The 24,305-nt window shown below is 70.4% G+C and carries 22 protein-coding genes and 1 pseudogene; 13 read left to right on the forward strand and 10 right to left on the reverse strand.

The annotated features are described in order from the left end of the window. Position 1 precedes the first annotated feature (1 nt). The 5 genes from ADL03_RS13965 to ADL03_RS13985 all read left to right on the forward strand — a co-directional run bounded on the left by ADL03_RS13965 (position 2) and on the right by ADL03_RS13985 (position 4,380). Positions 2 to 1,141, forward strand: coding sequence for an acyl-CoA dehydrogenase family protein (locus ADL03_RS13965; RefSeq protein WP_053733783.1), 1,140 nt, complete (start codon positions 2 to 4; stop codon positions 1,139 to 1,141). Further along, complete coding sequence (locus tag ADL03_RS13970) at positions 1,138 to 2,199, forward strand: HAD family hydrolase (protein WP_053733784.1); 1,062 nt, start codon at positions 1,138 to 1,140, stop codon at positions 2,197 to 2,199. Before ADL03_RS13965 ends, ADL03_RS13970 begins: the two co-directional genes overlap by 4 nt. Then, entirely contained in the window at positions 2,196 to 2,939 is a 744-nt protein-coding gene (locus ADL03_RS13975; RefSeq protein WP_197288306.1) for a thioesterase II family protein, read from the forward strand. Before ADL03_RS13970 ends, ADL03_RS13975 begins: the two co-directional genes overlap by 4 nt. A gap of 105 nt (positions 2,940 to 3,044) precedes the next feature. Beyond that, positions 3,045 to 3,308 carry a DUF5988 family protein gene (locus tag ADL03_RS13980; protein WP_197288307.1) on the forward strand — a complete coding sequence of 88 codons (264 nt, stop codon included), beginning with the start codon at positions 3,045 to 3,047 and terminating at the stop codon, positions 3,306 to 3,308. A 166-nt stretch (positions 3,309 to 3,474) separates the two neighbouring features. Continuing rightward, a complete protein-coding gene (locus ADL03_RS13985; protein ID WP_053733785.1) occupies positions 3,475 to 4,380 on the forward strand; it encodes an ATP-binding protein in 906 nt (301 codons plus the stop codon). A 98-nt stretch (positions 4,381 to 4,478) separates the two neighbouring features. On the opposite strand, the gene ADL03_RS13990 is transcribed toward ADL03_RS13985, so the two are convergent. Beyond that, positions 4,479 to 5,891 carry a class I adenylate-forming enzyme family protein gene (locus ADL03_RS13990; protein WP_053733786.1) on the reverse strand — a complete coding sequence of 471 codons (1,413 nt, stop codon included), beginning with the start codon at positions 5,889 to 5,891 and terminating at the stop codon, positions 4,479 to 4,481. 171 nt (positions 5,892 to 6,062) lie between these two features. Next, positions 6,063 to 9,041 carry a BTAD domain-containing putative transcriptional regulator gene (locus ADL03_RS13995; RefSeq protein WP_053733787.1) on the reverse strand — a complete coding sequence of 993 codons (2,979 nt, stop codon included), beginning with the start codon at positions 9,039 to 9,041 and terminating at the stop codon, positions 6,063 to 6,065. Between the two features lie 671 nt (positions 9,042 to 9,712). Here ADL03_RS13995 and ADL03_RS14000 point away from each other — a divergent pair. Both ADL03_RS14000 and ADL03_RS14005 read left to right on the forward strand, forming a co-directional pair. Then, positions 9,713 to 9,982 carry a hypothetical protein gene (locus tag ADL03_RS14000; protein WP_053733788.1) on the forward strand — a complete coding sequence of 90 codons (270 nt, stop codon included), beginning with the start codon at positions 9,713 to 9,715 and terminating at the stop codon, positions 9,980 to 9,982. A gap of 44 nt (positions 9,983 to 10,026) precedes the next feature. Continuing rightward, a complete protein-coding gene (locus tag ADL03_RS14005) occupies positions 10,027 to 12,576 on the forward strand; it encodes a BTAD domain-containing putative transcriptional regulator (RefSeq protein ID WP_197288308.1) in 2,550 nt (849 codons plus the stop codon). 159 nt (positions 12,577 to 12,735) lie between these two features. Here the strand turns inward: ADL03_RS14005 and ADL03_RS14010 are convergent, their stop codons facing one another. From ADL03_RS14010 to ADL03_RS46905, 4 genes are all read right to left on the reverse strand, one after another. Further along, positions 12,736 to 13,353, reverse strand: coding sequence for a TetR/AcrR family transcriptional regulator (locus tag ADL03_RS14010; RefSeq protein WP_053733790.1), 618 nt, complete (start codon positions 13,351 to 13,353; stop codon positions 12,736 to 12,738). A gap of 57 nt (positions 13,354 to 13,410) precedes the next feature. Then, the gene (locus ADL03_RS14015; protein WP_053733791.1) at positions 13,411 to 14,946 is read right to left on the reverse strand and encodes an MFS transporter; all 1,536 of its coding nucleotides are present in this window, start codon (positions 14,944 to 14,946) and stop codon (positions 13,411 to 13,413) included. A 225-nt stretch (positions 14,947 to 15,171) separates the two neighbouring features. Further along, the gene (locus tag ADL03_RS14020) at positions 15,172 to 15,606 is read right to left on the reverse strand and encodes a zf-TFIIB domain-containing protein (RefSeq protein WP_197288309.1); all 435 of its coding nucleotides are present in this window, start codon (positions 15,604 to 15,606) and stop codon (positions 15,172 to 15,174) included. A gap of 31 nt (positions 15,607 to 15,637) precedes the next feature. After that, positions 15,638 to 15,829: a hypothetical protein gene (locus ADL03_RS46905; RefSeq protein WP_157528586.1), complete on the reverse strand. Its 192-nt coding sequence runs from the start codon at positions 15,827 to 15,829 to the stop codon at positions 15,638 to 15,640. Positions 15,830 to 16,651: 822 nt separating this feature from the next. On the opposite strand from ADL03_RS46905, the gene ADL03_RS14025 reads away from it, so the two are divergent. Genes ADL03_RS14025 through ADL03_RS14035 form a run of 3 tightly spaced genes read left to right on the forward strand, consistent with a single transcriptional unit; the run spans position 16,652 to position 19,214 of the window. After that, positions 16,652 to 17,455: an alpha/beta fold hydrolase gene (locus tag ADL03_RS14025; protein ID WP_053733793.1), complete on the forward strand. Its 804-nt coding sequence runs from the start codon at positions 16,652 to 16,654 to the stop codon at positions 17,453 to 17,455. Further along, positions 17,455 to 18,870 (forward strand): PP2C family protein-serine/threonine phosphatase, encoded by a 1,416-nt coding sequence (locus tag ADL03_RS14030; RefSeq protein WP_053733794.1) that lies wholly within the window; start codon positions 17,455 to 17,457, stop codon positions 18,868 to 18,870. Before ADL03_RS14025 ends, ADL03_RS14030 begins: the two co-directional genes overlap by 1 nt. After that, positions 18,867 to 19,214 (forward strand): STAS domain-containing protein, encoded by a 348-nt coding sequence (locus tag ADL03_RS14035; RefSeq protein WP_053733795.1) that lies wholly within the window; start codon positions 18,867 to 18,869, stop codon positions 19,212 to 19,214. The genes ADL03_RS14030 and ADL03_RS14035 overlap by 4 nt, the downstream gene beginning before the upstream one ends. Before the next feature lie 18 nt (positions 19,215 to 19,232). Here the strand turns inward: ADL03_RS14035 and ADL03_RS45320 are convergent. After that, positions 19,233 to 19,986 (reverse strand): annotated as a pseudogene (locus ADL03_RS45320) (IS5 family transposase). A gap of 178 nt (positions 19,987 to 20,164) precedes the next feature. After that, positions 20,165 to 20,959: a MerR family transcriptional regulator gene (locus ADL03_RS14050; protein ID WP_053733798.1), complete on the reverse strand. Its 795-nt coding sequence runs from the start codon at positions 20,957 to 20,959 to the stop codon at positions 20,165 to 20,167. Positions 20,960 to 21,037: 78 nt separating this feature from the next. Here ADL03_RS14050 and ADL03_RS14055 point away from each other — a divergent pair, with 78 nt between their 5' ends. The 3 genes from ADL03_RS14055 (at position 21,038) to ADL03_RS14065 (ending at position 22,955) form a co-directional block, all read left to right on the forward strand. Continuing rightward, positions 21,038 to 21,388, forward strand: coding sequence for a nuclear transport factor 2 family protein (locus ADL03_RS14055; RefSeq protein ID WP_053733799.1), 351 nt, complete (start codon positions 21,038 to 21,040; stop codon positions 21,386 to 21,388). 31 nt (positions 21,389 to 21,419) lie between these two features. After that, complete coding sequence (locus ADL03_RS14060) at positions 21,420 to 22,208, forward strand: SDR family oxidoreductase (protein ID WP_082373145.1); 789 nt, start codon at positions 21,420 to 21,422, stop codon at positions 22,206 to 22,208. A 291-nt stretch (positions 22,209 to 22,499) separates the two neighbouring features. Beyond that, positions 22,500 to 22,955: a hypothetical protein gene (locus tag ADL03_RS14065; RefSeq protein ID WP_157528588.1), complete on the forward strand. Its 456-nt coding sequence runs from the start codon at positions 22,500 to 22,502 to the stop codon at positions 22,953 to 22,955. A gap of 143 nt (positions 22,956 to 23,098) precedes the next feature. Here the strand turns inward: ADL03_RS14065 and ADL03_RS14070 are convergent, their stop codons facing one another. Continuing rightward, positions 23,099 to 23,770: a hypothetical protein gene (locus ADL03_RS14070; RefSeq protein ID WP_053733801.1), complete on the reverse strand. Its 672-nt coding sequence runs from the start codon at positions 23,768 to 23,770 to the stop codon at positions 23,099 to 23,101. A gap of 66 nt (positions 23,771 to 23,836) precedes the next feature. After that, positions 23,837 to 24,229 (reverse strand): hypothetical protein, encoded by a 393-nt coding sequence (locus ADL03_RS14075; RefSeq protein ID WP_231641823.1) that lies wholly within the window; start codon positions 24,227 to 24,229, stop codon positions 23,837 to 23,839. Positions 24,230 to 24,305 lie beyond the last annotated feature (76 nt).

Consider the following 24,305-nt stretch of genomic DNA (forward strand, 5'->3'; position numbering starts at 1 on the left):
GATGAAAGCGGAAACACTGAGCGGACCGGCCGGCCTCGCCGAGGTCAGGCGGTTCGTCGACCTGGAGATCGCGCCGCAGGCCAACACCTTCGAGAGGGCCGAGTGGATCCCGCGGGAGGTGCTGTCCCGGGTGGCCGAACTCGGCCTGTGGGCGCCGTTCCTGCCCTCGGAGTACGGCGGCACGGCCATGGACATGGTCACGCTCGGCCGCGTGCACGAGGAGGTCGGCCGCGGCTGCTCCTCCCTGCGCAGCCTCCTGACCGTGCACTCGATGGTCAGCGCGTCGGTGCACCGCTGGGGAGACCAGGCGCAGCAGGAGAAGTGGCTGCGAGCGCTCGCCCGTGGTGAGAAGCTCGGCGCGTTCTGCCTGACCGAACCCGACCGCAGCGGCAGCGACGCCACCGCGGAAGGCACCACGGCGGTGCGGGACCAGGACGGGTGGGTTCTCAACGGCACGAAGAAGTGGATCACCGGCGGCCAGGTCGCCGACCTCTTCATGGTGTTCGCGTCGACCGGCGGCGGCATGTGCACCTTCCTGGTCGAGGCCGACCGGCCGGGTGTCCGGGTCACCCCGCTGCCGCACGTGTCGGGCACCACGGCGAGCATGCTCGCCCAGATCGAGTTCACCGGCGTGCGCCTGGAACCGTCCGCTCTGCTCGGCCCGCAGGGCTGGGCGGCGGGCACGGTCATGACCAACGCACTGGGCCTCGGCCGCTACAGCGTGGCGTGCGGTGCGGTCGGCATCATCCGGGCCGCGATCGACGCGTGCGCGCAGTACACGTCGGTCCGGTCGGCCGGTGGCGTTCCGCTGCGGGACCTGCCGCACGTGCGGCAGATGATGAGCGGCATGGTGACCGCGCGAGACGCGGGCCGGCTGCTGTGCGAGAGGGCGGGCGCGCTCAACGACGCGGGCGACCCGGCCACGATCATGGCCACGTGGGTGGCGAAGTACCACGCCTCCAAAGCCGCCGTGCAGGCCGCCGGCGACGCGGTCCAGATCCACGGCGCCAACGGGTTCAGCCCCGACTACCCGGTCGCGCGGTTGTACCGGGACAGCAAGGTCACCGAGGTCATCGAAGGCAGCACGCAGGTGCAGGAGCTGACGATCGCGGCCGAGGCATATCGAGAGGTGGCGCAGTGACGCAGACGGACATCGCCGCTCCGGCCAAGCCGAAGCGCGGCCGCATCAAGTGCGTGGTGTGGGACCTGGACAACACCCTGTGGGACGGCACCCTCCTCGAAGACGCCGCCGTGCGCGTGCGTCCCGAGGTGGTCGAGGAGATCAAACGGCTCGACGCACTGGGCGTCCTGCACTCGGTGGCCAGCCGCAACGACCACGACGCCGCCATGGCGCGGTTGAAGGCGGAGGGCCTGGACGAGTACTTCCTGTACCCGCAGATCAACTGGAACCCCAAGTCCCAGTCGGTCGAGCGGATCGCCAAGGAGCTCAACATCGGGCTGGACGCCATCGCGTTCGTCGACGACCAGCCGTTCGAGCTGGAGGAGGTCGCGCACGCGCTGCCCGCCGTGAAGACGGTCGACACCGCGCGGATCGCACCGGAGCTGGCCTCGGAGGAGTTCCAGCCGAGGTTCGTCACCGACGAGTCCCGCGTGCGCCGCGACCTCTACCGCGCGGCCGTGGTGCGCGACCGGGCCGAGCTCGACTACACGGGCACCAACGAGGCGTTCCTGTCCACATTGGACATGGTGTTCACGATCAGCGAGGCCAAGCGGGAGGACCTCCAGCGCGCGGAGGAGCTGACCGTGCGCACCAACCAGCTGAACTCGACCGGCCGCACCTACTCCTACGACGAGCTCGACGCGCTGCGCACCTCGCCCGACCACCTGCTGCTGGTCGCCTCGCTGACCGACAGGTACGGCGGCTACGGCAAGATCGGCCTCGCGCTCGTGGAACGCGGGCAGCCCGCGTGGCACCTCCGGATGATGCTGATGTCGTGCCGCGTGATGGCCCGCGGTGTCGGCACGGTGCTGCTCAACCACGTGATGCGGCTGGCGAAGGCGGACGGTGCCCGGTTGCGGGCGGACTTCGTCGAGACCGGGCGGAACCGGGTGATGTACGTGACCTACGCGTTCGCGGGCTTCAGCGAGATCGTCCGCGACGGCGACCGCCTCGTGCTGGAGTCCGGCCTCGACCAGATCCAGCCGGTTCCCGCGTACCTGAAGGTGGACGTCGAGTGACCACGGCGAGCATGACGGGACAGTGGCTGCCCTACGGCAGTGCCGGAACCGGGACCCGGTTGTTCTGCTTCCCGCACGCGGGCGCCAGCGCGGCGGTGTACGCCGGCTGGCGTGCCGCGGGCAACGGCGACCCGGCGATCTGCCCGGTGCAGCTCCCCGGCCGCGCGGCCCGCGGGCGCGAAACCCCGCACCACGACCCGGAAGCGCTGGCCGACGACGTGCTCAGCGGGCTGGGCAGCGAGCTCACCGGCGACTACGCCCTGTTCGGGCACAGCCTCGGCGCCCTGGTCGCCTACCTGGTCGCCCGGCGGATCGTGGAGCGGGGCGGGCCACCACCGCGGCACCTGTTCGTGTCCGGCCGGCCGGCGCCCCAGCTGCCCAACACCCGCAGGGAACTGCACGCGCTGCCCACCGGCGAGCTCGTCAAGGAGCTGCGCGCGCTCGGTGGCCTCCCGGACGTGCTGCTGGAGGAGCGCTCGCTGCTGGAGCTGTTCCTCCCGCTGCTACGCGCGGACCTGACGGTCAACGAGACCTACCGCCACGTCCCGGGACCGCCGCTGCCGATCCCGCTGACGGTGTTCGGCGGGGTGGACGACCCCCGCGCCGAACCCGCCGAACTGGCCGCGTGGCAGGAGCTGTCCGCGGACTCGGCGCTGTTCACCTACCCCGGCGGCCACTTCTACCTGGACGACCGGGTGCCCGAGCTGCTCGACGTCGTCCGCACGCGGATGGCCGCCTGAGCCGCCGGCCCGTCCGGCACCGCAGTTCCACGCTCTTCCGCTCCCGCAAGCAGCAGTGAGGACGTCGCAGGAGAAAGTTCACGACCGTAGCGAAGGGAAACCGGCATGACCGAGGGTGTGCAGACCAACAGCTTGAGCGACATCGCCGTCGTCGACGGCGGCTCCGACCACCTCGTCGACGCGGTGCTGCACGGCGGCCCCGCCGACCTGCCGCAGGCGACGCGGGCACAGCGGGTGCACCGCGAGGAGAAGAAGGTCAAGATCCCGCACTACGGCGGGCACGAGCACTTCGAACGGGACGGCACCACGCCCGCCGAGCGCACCGAGGTGGTGTTCCGCTGGATCGGACGCACACGCGTCGCCGAGTGAAGCGGACCGCCGGGTCGCCGCCGGTGCCGAGGGCCTCGCCGCCTCCGGCACCGGCGCCCTGCTTCCTCCTGGCTCGGGGCAGTTCCGTTCAGTCGTGGGCGAACGTCCGGCTGGCTTCCCGGCCGGCTCGCTAGGCTCGCCTCGACCACTTCGCCCTGGGGGAACAGTGCACCGTTTCGCGGCCGGTCCCGCCCTCGCGCGGCTGGAGTGGATCCTCGACGGCCTGGACGGGACGCCCGGCTGGGGAGCTGACGCGTCCGAGGTGTTCACGGCTGAGTTCCTCGCCGCCGTCACGCCCGAGAGGTACGTCGAGGTCACCCGCGGACGCGCCGCGCGCTACGCGCCGGTCGTCGTGGTCGGCCTGGACGTCGGCGAGACCACCGCGCGGGCGCGGATCCGGTGCCACGACGGCACCGTCGACGTCGTCTCCTGCGTCGTGGAGGCCGCGCGGCCGCATCGGATCGTCACCACGTGGGTCGCCGGACTGGTGCCGGCCGATGTGACACCGGGGCTGCCGGCCGACTTCGGCGACTTCGACCTGCCGCCCGCCGCCGCGGATGCCCGGCTGGTCGTGTTCTCCGGGGTGCCCGGCAGCGGGAAGAGCACGCTGGCCGACGCCGCGGGCGCCGAGCTGGGCATCCCGGTCTTCGCCACGGACTGGCTGCTCGGTGCGCTGACCCCGTTCGGCGGCCGCTACTTCGACGATCCGCTGGAGATGGCGGAAGAGGTGCTGACCACGCTCGCACTGCGGCAGCTCGTCGCGGGCCAGTCCGTCATCCTCGACCATCCCACCGAACGGGTGGCGACGAGGGACCGCTGGCGCAGCCTGGCCCGCCGGGCCGGTGCGGAGTTCCGCGCGGTCGTGTGCCGGTGCTCCGACCCGGAGGTCCACCGCGGCAGGCTCGAAGGCCGCAGCCGCGCGATCCCCGGCTGGCACGACGCCGGTGACTGGTCCGACGTGCGGCAGCGCCTGGCGAACTTCCCCTCCTGGCACGGGGAAGCGCTCTCAGTGGACACCGCGCAGCCACGGGAACTTTCCCTCGCCGCGGTCATCCGGCACATCACCGCCTGACGAGGTGGCGGTCCCGATCACCCTCGACGCGCTGTCTGATCGGGACCCACACCGATTGCGGACACCTCTGGCCTGAATGTCCGCGGAGAAATGCGCTGCTACTGAGCTTCCGCGAGTGCGAGCTGTTCCAGCTCCTTGCGGTTCGGCTTTCCGTTCCGGTTCAGCGGGAACCGCTCGATGACGTGCACCCGGTTCGGCTGCTCGTATTTCGGCAGAACGCCGTTGATCAGCTCACGCCAATGGGCTGAGTCACGCTTCTGCTCGTCCTCCACGTAGAAGACGAGCGTCGAGCCACGTCGTTCACACGGCAATGCCACGATCATCGCGACGCATCCTTGTGCGGCCAGTGTGTGTTCGATGATTTCGGGGTGCAACGTGTACCCGTTGCGGTGCACGGCCGTTTTGCGGCCGGCGACGAACAGGTTCCCGTCGGCGTCGAGATAGCCGAAGTCATTGGTGGCGTACCACTCCCGCGCGACGGGCGTCACCGTGCCCTGCGGTCCGAGATATCCCTCCATGAGGTCCGGGTCGAGCACCTCGATCTCGCCGATCTGACCCGCGGGGAGCTCCGCGCCGTCCTCGCCGCGGATCCGCACCGACATGCCCTCGACCGGCTGTCCCGTGCCGACCGGGTTGTCCGGCGTCGCGAATGCGACGTTGCCCATCTCGGTGCTGCCGTAGGAGTCCAGCAACGGCATGCCGTACACCTCGAACGCCTGCCGGGACAGGGCCGGGTCGAGCGGCGCGGCACCGCTGCACAGCATGCGGACGTCGCTGAACGAGCCGACGAACGCACTGCGCCGGTCCACGATGTTCAGGATGCTCTTGTAGGTGGCGGGGGTCGCGTCGACCACGGTCGCACCGACCATCCCGGCGAGCCGCAGCGCCCGGTCCAGCCTGCGGTACGGGGCGATGACCAGCGAGCACCGCACGAGCCACGCGATGAGGACCATCGAGATCCCGTACTGGTGGTTGAACGGCAGCAACGGCAGCAGGACGTCGTCGGAGCGGTGCCCGACGAGGTCCGCGTTGCGCCGCAGGTTCTTCAGGAACCGGCCGCCGTTCTTCACGACGCCCTTGGGCTCGCCGGTCGAGCCGGAGGACCACATGATGATGCTGTCCGGCAGCGCGCACCACGCCGAGAAGTCCAGCGCCGAGTCGACCGGCTCACGGCCGCACGCACCGACCGCGAGCTCGTAGCAGTGAACGATCTCCTGATCGTTCGAAATGGGGGCGTCGTCGTCGACGATGACCATCTTCACCGAGGAACGACTGCACGCCTGTGCGGTGTCATCGGACTTCTGCTGGTGATCTACAAGTACAACGGACGCGCCCACGTGCATCAGCGCCAACAGCGTGCTGAGATAAGAAACGGAATTGTCGACCTTCAGCAGCACGCGGTCGCCGAGGCCGAGTCCGTGGTCGCGCAGCACGTCGGCCGCGCAAAGAGCGCGCTGTTCGAGCTCGTCAAAAGTGAGGGTGACGTCCGGGGCGAACAATTTTGCCGACATCGGATCAAGCTCCTCCCAAACGGCTATTGCAAAACAGCGTATGGCATGAAACGCCACCTCCCGCCCACTAGGCGGTAACCGCGGGACTGATCAGTTTCCCGGCCGCGGTGTTTTGCAATGATTCGAGAATTCATCCCGGCCAGCGGAAGGTGACCGACCACCGGTGGCGACCTACGCCGTGCCGCCGTTGGACGCGGCCGACACCGAGTTCTCCGCCGTGATCTTCTGCAGCACGGCCAGCGCCTTGCTCTCCCACAGCGCGAGCCGCAGCTCCTGGAACGTCGCCATGGCCTGCTCCACGATGGCGATCGCGTGGAACGTGTCCCCCCGCTGCGACACCAGCTGGGCGAGGTCGAGCTGGATCCGCGCGGCCCCCAGCCGGTCGAGGTTCTCCTCGCACAGCCGGATCGCGCGCCGCAGCAGCTGCCCGGCCTCCGCGAACATGCGCAGGCGGCCGCGGATCAGGCCGAGCGAGTGCAGCGCGTAGCTCTCGCCCACGGTGTCGCCGGAGCGCTGCACCATCGTGAGCACCGACGTGATCAGCTGCTGCGCCTGCTCGTACCGCCCCTGCGCGAGCATCGCGCCGCCGAGCCGGTGCAGCACCTGGGCCTCCACCCGCGGGCTGGAGATCTCCCGGCACATGCCGAGGGCGTCGCCCAGCTGACCGAACGCCAGCTCGTGCTCGCCGCGGTCGAGCGACAGCTGTGCGAGCTGCGACACGACGTGGGCCTGGCCGACGACGTCGCCCACCCGCTGGAAGCCGGCCAGCGACTGCTCCAGTATCTGCCGCGACAGCTCGGGGCGTCCCTCGTGGTACTCCAGCAGCCCGAGGTTGCGGCGCGCCAGCGCGAGCCCGTGGGTGTCGTCGAGCTCGGTGAACAGCTCCAGCGCGGGTTCCAGCGCGGCGCGGGATGCTTCCATGTGCCGCTGGCTGTGGTGCAACGAACCGAGCGAGCACAGCAGGGCCGCGGTGCCGCGCTTGTTGCCCGCCTTGCGCACCGCCTCCAAGGCGCGTTCGTGGGTCTGCTGCCAGTCGTCGAAGCACCCGCGGGTCTCGAACAACGTCACGAGCGTCATCGCCAGGTCCCAGCACAGCTCGTCCAGGCCCGCGTCCGCGGTCTGCAGGACGGCCGCGCACAGGTTCGGCCGCTCGCTCTCCAGCCAGCTCATCGGGTCCTGCAGCGCCGGGTCGAGGTACGACCCGCAGGGCTGCCAGCGCTTGCCCTGGCCGTGCAGCAGGGTGAAGTCGCCGCCGTAGAGGCGTTGGTGTGCTTGCTCGGCCATCGCGAGCCAGCCACCGGCGATCCGCTCCACGAACGCCAGCCGCGCGGCCGGTGCCTCGTGGGCGGCGGACTGCTCCTTGGCGTACAGGCGGATCAGGTCGTGGAAGTGGTACCGCGGCAGGCCGGTGACGTCACGGCCCACCACGTCCAGCAGCTGCGCGTCGACGAGGCGCTCCACGAGGTCGAAACCGTGGTCGTGGTCGTCGGTGAGGGCCGTGGCCGTCCAGACCGGCAGGCTTTCCGCTTCCAGCAACGACATCAGCCGCATCATCCGGCGCGCGTCGGGTTCGAGGCCGTCGTAGCTGAGCGACAGGCTGGCGCGCACGACCATGTCGCCGTGCACCAGCTCGTCCAGGCGATGGCGTTCGTCGGCGAGGCGGCCGACCATCGAGGCCAGGGACCAGTGCGGACGGGCGGCGAGGCGCGCGCCGATGATGCGCAGCGCCAGTGGGAGCCCTCCCACGACGTCGATCAACGCCGGCGCGGCGACCGGTTCGCTCTCCAGGCGCTGCCTGCCGATGATGCGCCCCAGCAGCTCCCGCGCGTCGCCGGAGTTCATGCAGTCGACCTCGACCAGATGAGATCCGGCGAGACCGGTCAGCCGGGTCCTGCTCGTGACTATGACGCCGCACGTCGGCGAGCCCGGGAGCAGCTGGTGCACCTGCGACTCGCTGCCCGCGTCGTCCAGGACGACCAGCACGCGCCGGTTCGCGAGCATGCTGCGGTACATGTCCGCCCGTTCGTCGACGCTGTCGGGCAACGCCGAGCCCGCCGCGCCCAGGGCGGACAGGAAGCGGCCCAGGACCTCGGCCGGTGTGGCCGGTTGGGCCTGGGTGCCGCGCAGGTCGCAGTACAGCTGACCGTCCGGATAGGTCTCGGCGGCGACGCGGTGGGCCACGTGGACGGCGAGAGCGCTCTTGCCGATGCCCGCCTTGCCGGAGATGTTCACCACGTGCATCGTCATGTGGTCGCCGGACAGCACGCTCTCGGCCCGCGCCACCACGTCCTGGCGGCCGATGAAGTCCGAGATCGTGGCCGGGAGCTGGTGCGGTGACACGACGTTGTGCGCGACGACCGGATCCGGTTCGTCCTGGCCGAGGCGCAGCGCCTTGTCGTCGGTGAGGATCGCCGTCTCGAGCTTGCGCAGGTGGTCGCTCGGTTCGAGGCCGAGGCGTTCGATGAACAGGTCGCGGCCCGCGCGGTAGACCTCGAGCGCTTCGGACTGCCGGCCGGCGCGGTGCAGCGCGAGCATCAGCTGACCCCGCGGTCGTTCCCGCAGCGGGTTCTCGGTCACCATGCTCTGCAGCTCGTCGACGAGGGCGTGGTGGCGGCCGAGCGACAGCTCGATCTCGACGCACTTCTCCAGCGCCGACAGGCGTTTCTCGTCGAGCCGCAGCGCCTTGCTCTGCAACGTGGCACCGGCCCCGCTGAGCGCGGGCCCGCGCCACAGGGCCAATGCCGAGCGCAGCACCGTCGCCGCCTCCTCCGGGCGGCCCTGGCGGAGGGCGAGCTCGGAGACGGCCACGCGGCGTTCGAACAGGAAGACGTCGATCTTGTCCGCGGCGACCCGCAGCAGGTAGCCGGGCTGGCGGGTCTCGATCTGGGCGTCAACCCCGGCTCTGGTGAAGTCCCGCCGGAGCGCGGACACGCAGATCTGGATCTGCGCTCGCGCGGTCGACGGCGGGCTGTGCTCCCAGACGGCGTCGATCAGCTGGTCCATGCCGACGACGCGATTGGCTTCGAGCAGCAAAGCGCTCAGGACGGTTCTTTGCCGTCGCGGTGGCGTCGATATCTGCGCTTCCGACCCGACGACCTCGATCATTCCCAGCAGCTTGAAGATCAGTCCCTCGTCAGGGTCGAGGCTCATGATCGGGGACCCCTCGTGCTTTTACTTACAATGTGCCGGTCGCTCTGTCTTCGTCTGGTTGAGGTGGTCGAAGTCGCGGAAGTGTTCTGCGGGACCGCCTCGGGTTGAACCCGATGTGAATGATCCTCGCCGCCAGGGTCTGACCTCTGTGAAGTTAACCGTGGCAGCGAAAGCTGTCAAGATCTTCTTGTGTATCAATACGCGGTCCGGCGCAATGCTCGCGATCTCGACCGGCATCTCACTTGGACATGATCATTGCCAAGATGTCACCCCACATTAACCTGCGTGCGCGTGCGTGCAACTCGTCGTTGCGAAGGCGAACTTTATGGCGGGCGCGCGACGTGCCGCCGGTAGCCTGAACGTCTCATCGCCGCTGGATCGAGCGGCACAAGCCGTTCGTTCGGATCGCTGAACGTGTGCGGTTCTCGTGAGCGTCGCAACGAATTCTCCGGATTGCGGCCGACGGCGTGGTATTAGCCGCGCCCTGACTGGTGGATCAGTTTTCCGGCCTCTCCTGGGCTCGCCGGCAGCTGCCGTGACGGCCAATTGATACGCGGTGGGTACGCGATAGAACAACGATGGGCGGCACTTCTAACTTCGTTCTCAGGTGCCGCACGGACCGTGCCGCACCACAACGTGAACCGAGATCCGTTCCACCCCGAGGAGCCCACATGTTCCGCAAGGCGACCGCTGCCGCCCTTGTCCTCTCCGCCGTCCCCGCGGTGCTGACGATGACCTTCCTCGCCGGCACCGCACAGGCCGACCAGACCTGGCGCGGTGGCGACGGGTGCGACACGCCGTGGACGCGTGTCGCCGATGACGGCGACACGCCCTGGGCCGCGATCACATCCGACGACACCCCGTGGACGCGGTCCGTCCCTGCCGCCGTCCTCTCCGCCGGCGGTGCCACCGCGCGGCGCTGCGACACCCCCTGGTCCTGACCTCATCCTCCGTGGCCGGACGAACATCGATGGAGGCCGGAACCATGCGATTCCACCTGCTGGGCTCACTGGAAGTCCTCGACGGCGACTCACCGGTGCCTCTGGGCGGCGTCAAGCAGCGCGCGGCTCTGGGCTTCCTGCTGTTGCAGGCCAACCGGGTGGTCGCGACGAGCAAGCTGCTCCAGGCGTTGTGGCCGCGGGACGTCCCGCCCACGGCGCGCAAGATGCTCCAGAACGCCGTCTCCGGGCTGCGCGGCGTTCTCACGTCGCACGGCGGCAAGCCGGAAGGGGCCCCGATGCTGCTGACCCACGCGCCGGGCTACCTGCTGCGCGTGGACCAGAACTCCCTCGACCTGTCGCGCTTCCAGCAGCTGACCGAACAGGGCCGCGGTGAACTCGCCGAGGGCAACTGGGCCGACGCCGCGAAGGTGCTCCGCGGCGCGCTGGGTCTGTGGCGCGGACCGGTGCTCGCGGACCTCGCCGAGACCGGGATCAACTGGCCCGAGCTGACCGCCATCAAGGACTGGAAGCTGGCGGTGCAGGAGGACTGCTTCGAGGCGGAGCTCGCCTGCGGCCGGCACGGGGAGATCATCGGCGAGCTCGAGTCGCTGACCGAGCTGGAGCCGTACCGCGAACGGCTGGGCGGCCAGCTGATGCTCGCGCTGTACCGGTGCGGCCGGCAGGTGGACGCGCTGAGCGTTTACCGCCGCACGAGGGCGGCGCTGGTGGCGGAGCTCGGTCTCGAACCGGGACGCGAGCTGCAGGAGCTCGAACGCGCGATCCTCGACCACACGCCCGCGCTGGACCTCCCGTCGTCGGTGCACCGCAGGCACCTGCTCGCCGTCGGCCAGGACCCCGCTCCCGTGCGCGCCCCGGTCGTGATCACGCGGCCCGCCGCGGAGCCCGTCGCTCCCGCGGCCGCGCCGGACCTCGCGACAGCGGAGCGGAAGCTCGTGAGCGTCGTGATGGTGTCGGCCCAGCTCGGTCTCGCGGCCGGTGACGGTGACCCGGAGGACGTCGACGCGGTGCACCAGGAGGTCGCTTCCGTCGTGTCCGCCGAGGTGGCTCGACTGGGTGGCGTGGTCGGCGGAAGCGTCGGATCGGTGTTCCTGGCGCTGTTCGGCGTGCCCAGGACCGCGGAGGACGACGCTGATCGCGCCGTGCGCGCGTCCGTCGCGATCCGCGACCGGCTGGACGCCGTCGCCGAGGTGCAGATCGGCGTGGCCACCGGTGACGCCCTCGTGCGCCTGCCGTCGTCGGGCGCACCCACCGCCAGCGGTGTCCTGCTCGACCAGTGCCGTCAGCTGATGGCGTTGGCACCACTGGGCGCGGTGCGCGCGTGCACCTCGACCCGGGACGCCGCCGATTCCGTGCTCTGGGAGGCGGACGGCGCGCCGACCGGGGGCTGGCAGGCGATCTCGTGCGCGCCACGGCGTGGTGCGGCCCGCCGCGTGCAGGCCGCGGTGCCGTTCGTGGAACGCGAGCGCGAGCTGCTGGTGCTGCAAGGGCTTCTCGACGAGGTGCGCACGCGGCGCCGCCCGCACTTCGTGACCGTGCTCGGCGAGGCGGGCATGGGCAAGACGCGGCTCGTCAACGAGCTCGCTACCTCTCGCACGACCGCTTTCCGTGGCACCGCCACGGCTTTCGGCGACGACGACGGCTACGGGCCGTTGACCGACGTCGTGAGCGAGTTCTCCTCCTTCCCGACCCTGCGCGCCGACCTCGTGCGGCTGGTCGGTGCCGGTGAGCTCGCGGACCGGCTGCACGCGAGCCTGGCCTGCCTGGCCGAGCCCGGCGCCGAGGTGCGGCCGGACTTCCCGGCGTGGCGCCGGTTCCTGGAGGAGGTCGCGGAGTCCGAACCGCTGATCGTGCTGCTGGAAGACGTGCACTGGGCGAACGACGTGGTGCTCGACTTCGTGGAGGAGCTGGGGGAGCACGCCGGTTCCGTGCCGCTGCTGGTGATCGCGACCGCGCGACCGGAGCTGCTGCAGCGCAGGCCGTCGTGGTTCGGCGGCAAGCGCAACGCCACCACGATCAGCCTGGAACCGTTGTCGCACAACGGCACACGTCAGCTGCTGAACTCACTGCTGCAGACCCGGGAGTTGTCGGCCGAGCTGTGGCAGGCGCTCGTGTCGTGCGCCAGCGGCAACCCGCTGTTCGCCACCGAGTACGCCGGCATGGTGTCGGACCCCCGCACGCCGTGCCTGCTGAACGACGCCTCGCTGCCGGTGCCGCCTTCGGTGCGCGGTGTGGTGACCACCCAGCTCGACTCGCTGCCGACCGAGGTGAAGGCGGTGCTGCAGGACGCCGCGCTCACCGGTGACCTCGTGTCGCCGAGCTCGGTGGCCGCGACGGGTGAACGTGCTGCCGCCGAGGTCGCCAAGGCGCTGGAACTGCTGGAACAACGGGACTTCCTGCGCCGCCAGGGCCGCAACAGCGAGACCGGCGAGATCGAGTACGGGTTCCGGCACCTGCTCGTGCGCGACGTCGTCGCCGAGCAGATCCCCCGTGCCGAGCGGGCGTCGAAGCACGAACGGGCGCGCGCGTGGCTCGACCGGCTGACGCTCGACCTCACCGACCGCCGGGCCGGCTGACCCGGTGACAACGCTGCACGCCGGGCCGCGTTCCACCCCCGGCGCGGCCCGGCGTGCAGCTCCCCAACCGCTGACCTGAACCATTTGAGCGTGGCAACCGGCACATCGACGGCGAATCGTTGATGTGCCGGTTGTTTCGGCATGTGGGGCTTGGCCGGTTCACGAACCGGTCTGCGTGGTCAGCGAGTGCACGTTCCGCCGCAGGACTTCCACCAGGAGGTCCGGCGTCATGGGCTGCGGGTGCAGGACCGCCTGCATGGTGAGGCCGTCGAGGAGAGCGCTCAGCCGGAAGCTTTCGATGCCGAGGTTCAACCCCGCGGGCAGTGCGCCGTGCTGGACGGCCTGTTCGAGGATCCCGGTGACCAGGCAGCGCAGGTGCTCACGGTGTTCCTCCGCGACCTCCCGCAACGCCGGTTGTGCCCGCGCGGCAACGGTGAAGGCCGGCCAGGCGGCCAGGTCGTCGCTGCGCGCCCGGTCGAGTGGCAGGAGTTCGGCCAGCAGTTCCGCGACCGCATCGGTGCTGCCGAGACCACCGGCGGGCAGGCGTGCGACACGGGTGGCCACCCGCTGCCTGATGCGCCGGCCGAGCTCGCGCATCGCGAAGACCACCAGCTCGTCGTGGCTTTCGAAGTAGTGCCGGATGGATCCGATGGAGAGCCCGGTCTCATCCGCGAGGTTGCGCAGGGACGCGCCTTCGACGCCGGTCCGGGTCATGATCCGGACCACGGCCTCGCCCACGACCCTCCGCCGCTCTCCCGGGATCACTGTCTTCGGCATGGTTTCCTCTGCGGCACAACGCTGTCGATCGCGGTCGCGGGATCTCGCTGACGTGTTTCAGGTGCCGAGCGGGGAGTCCTGTTCGAGGGCCGCGTCCTGCTCGATGACCTTGGGGACGCCGCGCAGGAACCGCACGACGACAAGGGCGAGGAGGACCGTGATGGCGGCGCTGACCATCATGCTCGTCCGGATGCCGCTGAGGTACGCGTCGGTGGCGGCGGCCTGGACGGCCGCGGCGGCCGGTTCCGGCAGGCCGGTGGCGACGGCCGCGCTGAACGACTCACGGACCCGTTCGGCGACCGCCTGCGGAACACCCTGGGGCAGGACGAGCTGTGCCCGGTAGATCCCGGAGAGAACGCTTCCGATGACGGCGATGCCGAGCGAACCGCCCAGCTCGTACGCGGTCACCGAGATCGCGGCGGCCGCGCCGGCACGATCTCGCGGAACGGTGCCGAGGATCGTGTCACCGGTGACGGTCAGCGTGAGACCCGCGCCCGCACCGACGGCGACCTGCGCGACGACGACCAGGGCGTACGGCGAGTACGCCTGCACGCCGGCGAGCAGGCCGAACCCGAGCGCGGCGAGCAGCAGCCCCAGTGCCACCGCGTACCCGCGGCCGATCCGGTTGATCGCCGTCGGGGCGAGCACGCCACCCGCCACCACCGCTGCCAGCGCTCCCGGCACGTAGGCGAGTCCCGCCTCCAGCGGTGTCCACTCGCGAACCAGCTGGAAGTACTGGCTGATGATGAAACCGAACGCCGACAGGGTGAACACCGCGACCAGGTTCGATCCCACGGAGGTGGTGAACTCCCGGCTGCGGAACAGCCGCAGGTCGATCAGCGGGGTGGGCAGCCGCAGCTGCCGCCGTGCGAACAACCCCAGCGCGAGAAGCCCCACGAGCAGAGCGCTCAGCACGTCCGGGTGCCACAAACCCACGAGGAAGCCGGTTTTGATCGTGTAGACCACCGCGACCACGCCGATCACGGACAGCAGCACGCTCGCCACGTCGAGCCGAAGCCGTTGCGGCGCACGGGACTCCGGGATGAACTTGGCCGCGGCGAGGATCAACAGCGCGATCGGGACGTTCACCAGGAACACCGAGCCCCACCAGAACTGGTTCAGCAGCACACCGCCGAGGATCGGCCCGACCGCGAACCCCGCCGCGGACACGCCCGCACTGGCACCCACCGCGGCCGTGCGCGCCCGTTGCGTCGTGAACACGACACGCAACAAGGACGTGGTGGCGGGCAGAATCGCCGCTCCCGCCACGCCCAGCAAGGCCCGCGCGACGATCAGCAGCTCGGCGGTCGGCGCGTACGCCGTCAGCACGGAGGCCACCGCGAACCCGATGACACCGCACACCAGCATCCTGCGCCGCCCGACCCGGTCGCCCAGGTTGCCCATGGTGACCAGGAGGCCCGCCATCGTGAACCCGTAGACGTCCACGATCCACAGCATCGACACGCTGGAGGCGCCGAGCTGAACGCTCAGCTCGGGCACCGCCAGGTACAGCACGGTCATGTCCACCGTGACGATCAGCTGCGCGAGGCACGACACGAAGATCGTCGCGTAGCCCGCCACCCGGCTGGTCACGCGACGACCGCTGTGACACGCCGGCAGGAAGGAACTCGAACGCACGCGCGATGACCGCGCGATCCTCTGCGTCGCTCGGCTCGGAACACGTGCAACTCCGGAGTTGTCTCGGTCCAGGGCCCGCGCTCGCGCGCCGAGGATTCGCTGGTCTTTCCTGAGGCACAGCCACACGTGCGTGCGCTTGAGGTCTTCCGTGAACGCGTCAGAACCTCCGCGTGGGGGGAACTAGCCGAAGATCTCGTCGAGGAATCCCCACCTGTCCTTTTTCTTCCTCCCGCGCGAGTCCCTGCCCTCGCCGAAGAAGTCGTCGTCGTCGCCCCAGAAGTCGTCCTTCTTCTTGCGGGACGGCGGCGCCGGCTGGTGCGGTGCCTGCATCGGCGCCGGCTGGTAGGGCGGCGGTGCAGGCACGGGGGAGGGGGCCTGACGGAGCTCCGACTGCAGGTGGGCGCGGTAGGACAGCAGGATCTGCTCCAGCTCGCCGTTGTCGAGGTAGATGCCCCGGCAGTTCTCGCACTGCTCCAGGTGAATCCCGTCCCGGTCGAAGGTGTGCATGGCGTGTCGGCATTTCGGGCAGATCATAAAGCCAGGATAGGGAGATCCACCCACTTGCGCCCTACTCGTCCGGCCGCGGCGGCAACTCTCCGGTAATCGCGCGCCCATTCGCCGTCATTCCACGAGGCGGCGGCCGTGGTCAGTTCCGCGGATGGTCACGGTTATTGCGGTAGTCGGAGAAGAGCGCGACGCCGCCGGCGATGGCGAGCAGTCCGAAGGGGACGCTGAGGAAGAGGCCCAGACCGAATGCTTGAGCGGCGACGTTGGCGGCGAGGCTGCCCACCAGGATCAGCACGAGGAGGGTCCGGCTGCGGCTCGGTGAAAGGTTCATGCCGAGAAAGTTAGTTCTGTTCGGCGCCGCTGCCGATACAGCAGGCTTCCCGGTGTCAGGTGGAGCAGGCTGTACCTCGATGCGGTGCGCCGGTGGCGTCGACCCGCCAGGTACAGGCGATCTCGGCGTTGTTCAGGCCTCGCCGGGTGAGGGCGGCCCCTCAGGTGTGTCGCCGGCGCGCTCGGTGCGGCGCCGCCGTGCCACGAGGGAGACGATCACGTACCGGCGCGACGTTGATCAAGGTCAGCACGGTGGGCGGTGCACCCGCCTCGCGAAACGCCGAGAAGACGGCCGGTGCGACGGCGATCGCCGAGCCGTTGAAGAACGTTCCGCGCCACAGACCGGACGCGTCCGCCGAACCCTCCTCGGGCAGGGGTCACCAGCCGCGAGATTGCCAGGTGGATCGGCCGGAACGTCGTCCCGGCGGACGGGTCGAATTCGCGAGAACGCGGGTTCGATCGCGATTGGTCCCTGTCCTCGATTCCTGTTGCGACCGGTCGAACCGGGCAATCGTGGTCCCGAAGAGAAAGATTTGTGACAGCCGGTACGGGCCAGCATAGCGCTCCACTCCACGCGGTGTTCGACTGCTGTGTCGCACAATGGAGTGGTTTAATCGAGCCTGGACGGACGCGGGCGTCACCCCGCTGTCGACGAGCCGGGAACGCGCGTCAACAGGTGTGGAAAGAACGGCCGCAATTCCGGCCGGCGCCGCCTCGCACGTGTGAGCCGCGTAAATGACGGCCGCGTTCAGCGGGCCGGTGGAAGTGCGTGAACGGCTTGGACCTACTGTGCTCGGAAGAAACAAACCTGAGGGAGTAGGACATGGACGTCCGTCACAGGAACAACGTCACGGTCACCGGTGTGCCGGAGGGCCCGACCGTGGTGCTGGCGCACGGGTTCGGCTGCGACCAGAACATGTGGCGGTTGATCGTCCCGGCGCTGGCGCGGCAGCACCGGGTGGTGCTGTTCGACTACGTGGGTTCGGGCGGCTCGGACCTGTCGTCGTGGAGCGCGGAACGGTACTCCAGCCTCGACGGTTACGCGCAGGACGTCGTCGACGTCTGCGAGGAGCTGGAGCTCGAGCAGGTGGTGCTGGTGGGCCACTCGGTCAGCGCCATGATCGGCGTGCTGGCCGCGCGGATGGCCCCGCGGCGGATCGGGTCGCTGGTGATGGTGGCTCCCTCGCCCTGCTACATCGACGACGAGGGCTACCGCGGTGGGTTCACCGCCGAGGACATCGACGAGCTGCTGGCGTCGCTGGAGTCCAACTACCTGGGCTGGTCGTCGGTGATGGCTCCGGTGATCATGGGCAACCCGGACCGGCCGGAGCTCGGGCAGGAGCTGACCAACAGCTTCTGCGCCACCGACCCCGACATCGCCCGCGTCTTCGCCCGCACCACGTTCCTGTCCGACAGCCGCACCGACCTGGCCGGCGTCACGGTGCCCACGCTGGTGCTGGAGTGCGCCCAGGACGTCATCGCACCGCGCGAGGTCGGCGCGTTCGTCCACGCCGCGATCCCGTCCTCCCGCCTGGTCACCCTCGACGCCACCGGGCACTGCCCGCAGCTGAGCGCACCGGAGGCCACCGCCGAGGCGATCCTGGACTTCCTCGGAACACGCTCGTGATGTGCCGCGCGGACGGCGCCTCGCCCGACGGGGCGCCGGATCCCGTCCACGCCGGCGACGGCGACGTGGCCGGCACGGACGCGGCGTTCACCGCGCTTCTGGAGGACAGCGCCGAGGACCTGTACGACGCGGCGCCCTGCGGGTACCTGTCCACGATGATGGACGGCACCATCGCGAAGATCAACGCCACGTTGCTGGGCTGGCTCGGCCTGGGCCAGGAGGCCGTGGTCGGCCGGATGCGGTTCACCGACCTGCTCACCGTCGGCGGCAAGCTGTACCACGAGACGCACTTCGCCCCGCTGCTGCGCATGCAGGGCGAGCTGCGGGGCATCGCCCTGGAGGTGAAGGTCCCCGGCGGCCGGTTGCCGGTGCTGGTGTCGTCGGTGATCAAGCGGGGCGCCGGGGGAGAGCCGCTGCTCATCCGCACCACCGTGTTCGACGCCTCGGACCGCCGCGCCTACGAGGAGGAGCTCCTGCGGCGCAGACAGGAGGCCGAACAGGCCCGCGCGGCGGCAGAGCAGGCCCGCGCGGCGGCAGAGCAGGCCCGCCGGCAGGCCGAGGCCGACCGGGAACGGCTGGCGTCGACGCTCGCGGTGCTGCAGCAGACCCTGCTGCCGCCGTCACTGCCCGCGGTGCCCGGCGTGGAACTGGCCGGGCACTACCACACCGCCTCCCCCGACCAGCTCGGTGGCGACTTCTACGACGTGTTCCCCCTGGTGGGCGACACCTGGGGGTTCTTCCTGGGTGACGTGTGCGGCAAGGGCGTCGAGGCCGCGGCGCTGACCTCGCTGGCCCGCTACACCCTGCGCGCCGCCGCCCACCACCACCCCGACGACCCGATCGCGGTGCTGGCCGCGCTCAACACCGCCCTGCTGCGCGACCCGAACGTGGGCATCCGCTTCTGCACCGCCCTCTACGGCACCCTCACCCCCGGCGACGGCGGCCTGACGGTCTGGCTGGCCGGAGGCGGGCACCCACCGGCGTTCCACCTCTCCGGCGACGACGGCGACGGCACGGTGGTGCGTCCGGTCGAGCTGCCCGGCGCCATGCTGGTCGGCGCGCTGGCCGACGCGCGCTTCGTGGCCACCACCGTCCGCCTGGAACCCGGTCAAGCGCTGCTGCTCTACACCGACGGCCTCACCGAGGCCCGCGGGACCGACGGGCAGCTGCTCGACATCGAAGGCGTCGCTGACGTGCTCGCCGCCCGCACCGGTCCCACCACCGCTGCCGCCGTCGTGGCCGACACCGTCACCTTCCTCGCTGGCCTGCCGAACGGCACCGATGACGACGTCGCCCTGCTCGCCCTGGGAGTCCCCGCAGCCGGAACACCGACCGCCGGCACGTCCACCGCCGCCGTGTCGATCAACGCGCCCCAGCGGGACCCCGCACCGACCGGAAGCACCGACCGCACATGACCGAACCGTTCCGCCTCGACGTGCGAGCCGCCGGTGCCGGCCGTGCCGTGATCGCGATCGCCGGCGAACTCGACCCCGCCACCGCACCCCGCCTGCGCGAGCAGGGCCTGTCCCTGCTCACCGGAGGTTCCCCGCACCTGCTGCTGGACATGTCCGGCGTGGACTTCTGCGACTCCTCCGGCCTGAGCGTCGTCATCGGGCTGTGGCAGCAGGCGCACGCCGGTGGCGGCAGCCTGACGCTGGCCGCCGTCCCCGACCGCCTGACCCGCCTGCTGCGCATGACGGGCACCGACAGCCTCATCCCCGTCCAGCACGCCGACAGCTTCTCGGCGGACCAGGCCTAGGGCCTGTCCTGTGGATCTTCACCTGAGGTGGAGAACGATGCAGGCGAGGATGATCTCAGCTCGGTGGTAGGCGGTTCGTTTCGCGAACCTGGTGGCCAGACCGCGGAACTGCTTGAGGCGGTTGAAACAGCGCTCGACCATGTTGCGAAGCCTGTAGAGGCCTGGGTCGAAGGCCGGTGGCCTGCCACCGGCCGAGCCTTTGGCCTTGCGGTGGGCGATCTGGTCAACGCGTTCGGGGATCGTGGCCTTGATCCGCCGCCGCCGTAACGCGGTGCGGGTGCTCGGGTGGGCGTAGGCCTTGTCGGCAATCACCCTCCCGACCCGCACGCGGTGCCCGTCCACATCGATGTCGCGGATATCGTCGAGCAGCGGCAGCAGCTGCGGATTGTCGTCAGCCCTCCGCAGGAGCGTCCGAGGCATTCGCCGTCGATGGTGAGGGCTTCGATCCAGTCCGCGCAGCCCCTTTTTTCCGGGCGCCGGCTGTGTGCTGGTGCGCCCGGACACTCGTGGCGTCGACGCTGACGACGAACGCCACGTTGTCCTCGAGTGTCCCGAGTGAGTCGTCTTTGACGATCACGTGATCGAGGATCCGGTCCCACGTCCCGTCCGCGGTCCGCTTCCGCAGCCGCTCATGCGCGGTCTTCCAGGGCCCATAGCGTTCGGGCAGGTCACGCCACGGAGCACCGCTGCGTTCCTTCCACAGGATCGCGGTGGTCACCTGCCGGTGGCTGCGCCACCGGCCACCGCGCTGCCCGCTCTGCGCGGGCAGCAACGGCGAGAGCGCAGCCCAGGCTTTGTCCGTCAGCTCACCACGTCCGACCACACCATCATCTGCACACGATCATGAGAAAGATCCGCAGGACACGCCTAGTCCCGATTCCCCCTGTGCGGCAACGGATCTGGCGGCCGCGAGCGTGAAGGGGTTGGTCCAAGCCCCCGCACGGACCGCTTCACGTGACGCGGAAGACCGGCCAGCCGATCTCGGTGCGCCACGCAGCGGGATCGCTCGCGTCACGAGGGCCGACGACGTAGACCTCCCGCACCGGTCCGGCCACCGACATCGCGTTCTCCACCACCCACGTCCCGAGCTCGCCGTACGTGACCTCGACGCCGTCGTGCTCGCCGACGTGGGTGGTGACGGCCAGTTCCACGGCCGGGAGAACCGCGGGGTGCACGCGTCCGGTGCGAGGTGGTGCGGCGGTCGGCAGGTAGACGAGCGCGTGACCGCGTTCCTGTTCGAAGAGGGCGTTGTCGTAGCAGCCGCCCGGCGGTCCGGTCGCGGCGGCGCCGACGGCCGCCTCCAGTTCGGCCATCGCGCCCGCGTACCAGGCCGGGATGTCGCGGCCCGCGACCACGGCCTCCACCGCCGCGACCGTCCTGGCGGGTTCCGCACGCAGCTCGACGTCGATCGGCGCGGGGTCGGGCCGGAGCAGGCGCCGCAGCGACACGACCGCGGCCCTGGTCCGGTCGAGCACGTCCTCCAGGCGGTGCAGGTGGTCCGCGACCAGGGCCGCCCGGACACCGGGGTCGGGGGTCCGCAGGATCCGCTGCACGTCGCTCAGGGGGACGTCGAGCTCGCGGAGCCGGTGGATGACCTGTGCGGTCGGGATCTGGTCGAGGCCGTAGTAGCGGTAACCGGTGGCCTCGTCCACCACGGCGGGTTCCAGCAGGGCCGCCTCGTGGTACCGGCGCAGGGTCCGCACGCTCAGGTGGGTCAGGCGCGAGAACTCCCCGATGGTCAGCACCCCGTCATTGTGGACTCTCCCCCTGGGGGAGGGTCCACGGCTTGACCCTCCCGCGCCGCGAGGCCGCACGGTGGGCTCATGACACAGCACACCGACCTTCTCCCGGACACCGTGCGCGAGTTCTTCGCCGCCCACGTCGTCCGCGACGCCGACACCGCCTCGTCGTTCCTCACCGAGGACGCGGTGGTCGTCGACCAGGACGAGACCTTCCACGGCCGGGAGGAGGTCCACGCGTTCCTGCGGGACGCCGGGTCCGAGTTCGAGTACACGACCGAGCAGATCGGCGCTCGCCGCGACGACGACAGCCACTGGGTGGTGACCGTGCGGCTCGAGGGCACCTTCCCGGGTGGCGTCGCCGAGCTGGACTACCGGTTCACGTTGCGGGACGGCCTCGTCGCCGAGCTCGTCATCGCCAACCACGCTGCCTGACCCGCTACGTCGATCTTCAGTGGAGAAGAACATGTCAAGTTCGGATCGCGATCGCCTCGACGGTCGCCGGGCGCTGGTCACCGGCGGTTCGAAGGGCTCCGGCAAGGCCGTCGCGGAGAGGCTCCGGGAGATGGGGGCCGACGTCCACGTGACGGCGCGAGCGATGCCCGACGGGTACGAGCACCCCGACCGGTTCATCGAAGCGGACCTGATGACGGTCGAGGGCACCAACGCGGTGGCCGCACGGATCGCCGAGACCGGTGGCGCACTCGACATCCTGGTGCACGTCGTCGGGGGCGCGTCGACGCCGGCCGGTGGGTTCGCGGTCATCACCGATGACCAGTGGCTCACCGAGCTGAACCTCAACCTCCTGGGAGCGGTGCGACTCGATCGAGCCCTCCTGCCGGCGATGATCGAGTCCGGGGCGGGCGTGGTGCTGCACTTCACCTCGATCCAGCGCGAACTGCCCCAGTACGACGCGTCCCTGGCGTACGCGGCGGCGAAGGCCGCTCTGCGCACCTACAGCAAGGGACTCGCCAACGAGCTCGCGCCGCGCGGCGTGCGGGTCAACGCGATCAGCCCCGGTGGCATCGAGACCGAGGCGTACGAACGGTTCGTGGACCGGATCGCCGAGGGCAACGGAATCACGAGGGAAGCAGCCAAGCAGACCATCTACGACTCCCTCGGCGGAGTACCGCTGGGACGGTTCGCGAACCCCGAGGAGATCGCGGACCTGGTCGGGTTCCTGGTGTCGGACCGCGCCTCGGCGATCGTGGGCGCCGAGTACGTGATCGACGGCGGGACCGTGCCGACCGTCTGAACCGGACTCCTCCCCGTATCCCTCGATGACCTGGGCGACCGCGGGCACCGTCTCCGTGCCCCTCAGCGGTGGACGCGCTGTCGCGCCCCGGCACGTCGGCGGGCCGCAGGTGGTGCAGCCGGCCTGCCATCCCGCGGAACGACCTCGGCCAGACGCCCAGGCCGGTTCGCGATATCGGGTGGAGATCACATAAGTCGTGAATGGACAGGTTTGAGGCGGCACCGGAAGAGGTAGGTGAGTGCATCCCGGTGACGATCAACCGGATGACCTGGACCGAAAGAGGAACACGTCGTGCTCACTCATCCGACCTCGGCGCGGCAGTGGCTTGCTCTGCCTCACAGCGAACTGGTGGAACACGTCCGTCATCTCGTGTGGACCGGCAAGGCCACCGACAGGGCGTGGGCGCTGCTGGCGGAACACCCGGTGCTGGCCGCGCGGGTGCGCGGCACCCTGTCGGCGCTGCGGGCGCAGACCGCGGGAGAACGCGACCACGCGGTCTGGGCGACGCGCATCGCCCACGCGCTGCGCGGCCTGGAGCTGCTGACCGCGGAGGCCGCACCCGATGTGCGGCAGGGAACTCCGCCGCAGGAGTCCGCTCCGCGCATCGGTGAGCCGGTGGCGGCGGCCGTGAAGCGGCCCTCACCCGCCCAGCCGGTGGTGGCGGCGGCCGTGAAGCGGCCGTCTCCCGTTCCACCGGTGGTGTTCCTGGCGCCCGGTCAGGTGGCGGCCGGGGCGCACTCGGTCTGACGCGACCGCCGGGGCATTGTCGTGACCGGCCTCGCGGTCACGGCAGGGGAGTACGCCCGCTCGACGCGTCTTGGTCCCCGGCGTCGGTGCCGCTCACGACCGGGCCCCGCTGACCAGCGTCCACCGCTCGGCCCGGACGGACCTCATGAGCTGACCGGGTAGCCGGTTTCGGCCACGCGGCCGGCGACGGCGTCCAGGGTGGTGGCGGGGTTGAGCGCCGTCACGACGTCCGCGGTCAGCGGCAGTCCGGCGTAGACGTGCCGCACCGCGTCGAGGTCGACCGGCGTGTCGTAGTAGTCCCGCGCCCAGTCCTGGAAGGCTTCCGGCGTGCGGTCGGTCAGCAGGGTGAACAGCCAGTCCGCCCCGTCCGGGTCGTGGTGGCCGTCGGGGAAGTCGATGTCTCCGTGCCGCCACGCGGTGTCGCCGTGCTCGCGCCACAGGCAGACCGTGACGTACGGCGTGCCGAACTCGTCGGAGAACGCCGGCTCCTCCACGCAGCCGCGGAACACCTCTGGCACGGAGCCGAGAACACCGGGCCACGGCTCACCGTCGTCGGTGGCGAAGGGGCTCATCGGCGACTCGTGGTCGAAACCGCGCACGTACGCGCCCGCGGCCGTGAACACGACGGAGTACTCGTTGCCCGCACCGTCCTGTTTGGACGCCAGCTCCTGGCCGGGTGCCCACGTGGTGTCGTAGCGGTGGTAGCGGTCCTCGCTGCCGGGGTCCAGAACGACGTCCAGCGCGGCCAGCGCACGGCACAACGCGCGCAGCTCCGGGATGGCGGGCAGGTCACGGGCGAGGTCGTACACGGTCACCGCGCCATTCAAACACCCTCTGTCCCCCCGGCGTCCGGCCGATCGACCGGACGCCGTGGGAACCGGTCAGATCGGTTCGTCGGGGGTGCGGACCGCGCTGGCCACCGACCCGCCGGGTTCGTCCGCGAGCTGTCCGCGTTCCGACGCTTCGGACAGCACCTCCTCGTCCAGCTCACCCGGAACGACCGGCACGTCGGGCTGCTCCTCCGCGAGCCGGTCGGCGAGCGGACGCGGGTGGGCTTCCTCGTACGGCGTCATGCCGTACTTGTCCACGCCGCTCCACCGCTCCGGCGGGTCCATGCCCGCTTCGAGCGGGTCCAGCCGCAGCCGGTCCTCGTCGAGGTCCTCCGCGCTGTTGAGCGCGGCGGGGTCGGACTCGGCGGCGTCGGGCGAGCCGGTGTCTTGCGGCGGCGCGTAGGACGACAGGTCGTCATCGGGAGTCATGTCATGTGTCGCCATGACTCCCGTGTACCCGAAGACCGATCGATCAACCGGCACAGGCGTGGCGACGGTGCGGGACGACGCCGGTTCCGCG

This window comes from Nocardia sp. NRRL S-836, from assembly GCF_001279525.1.
Lineage (GTDB): Bacteria > Actinomycetota > Actinomycetes > Mycobacteriales > Pseudonocardiaceae > Lentzea.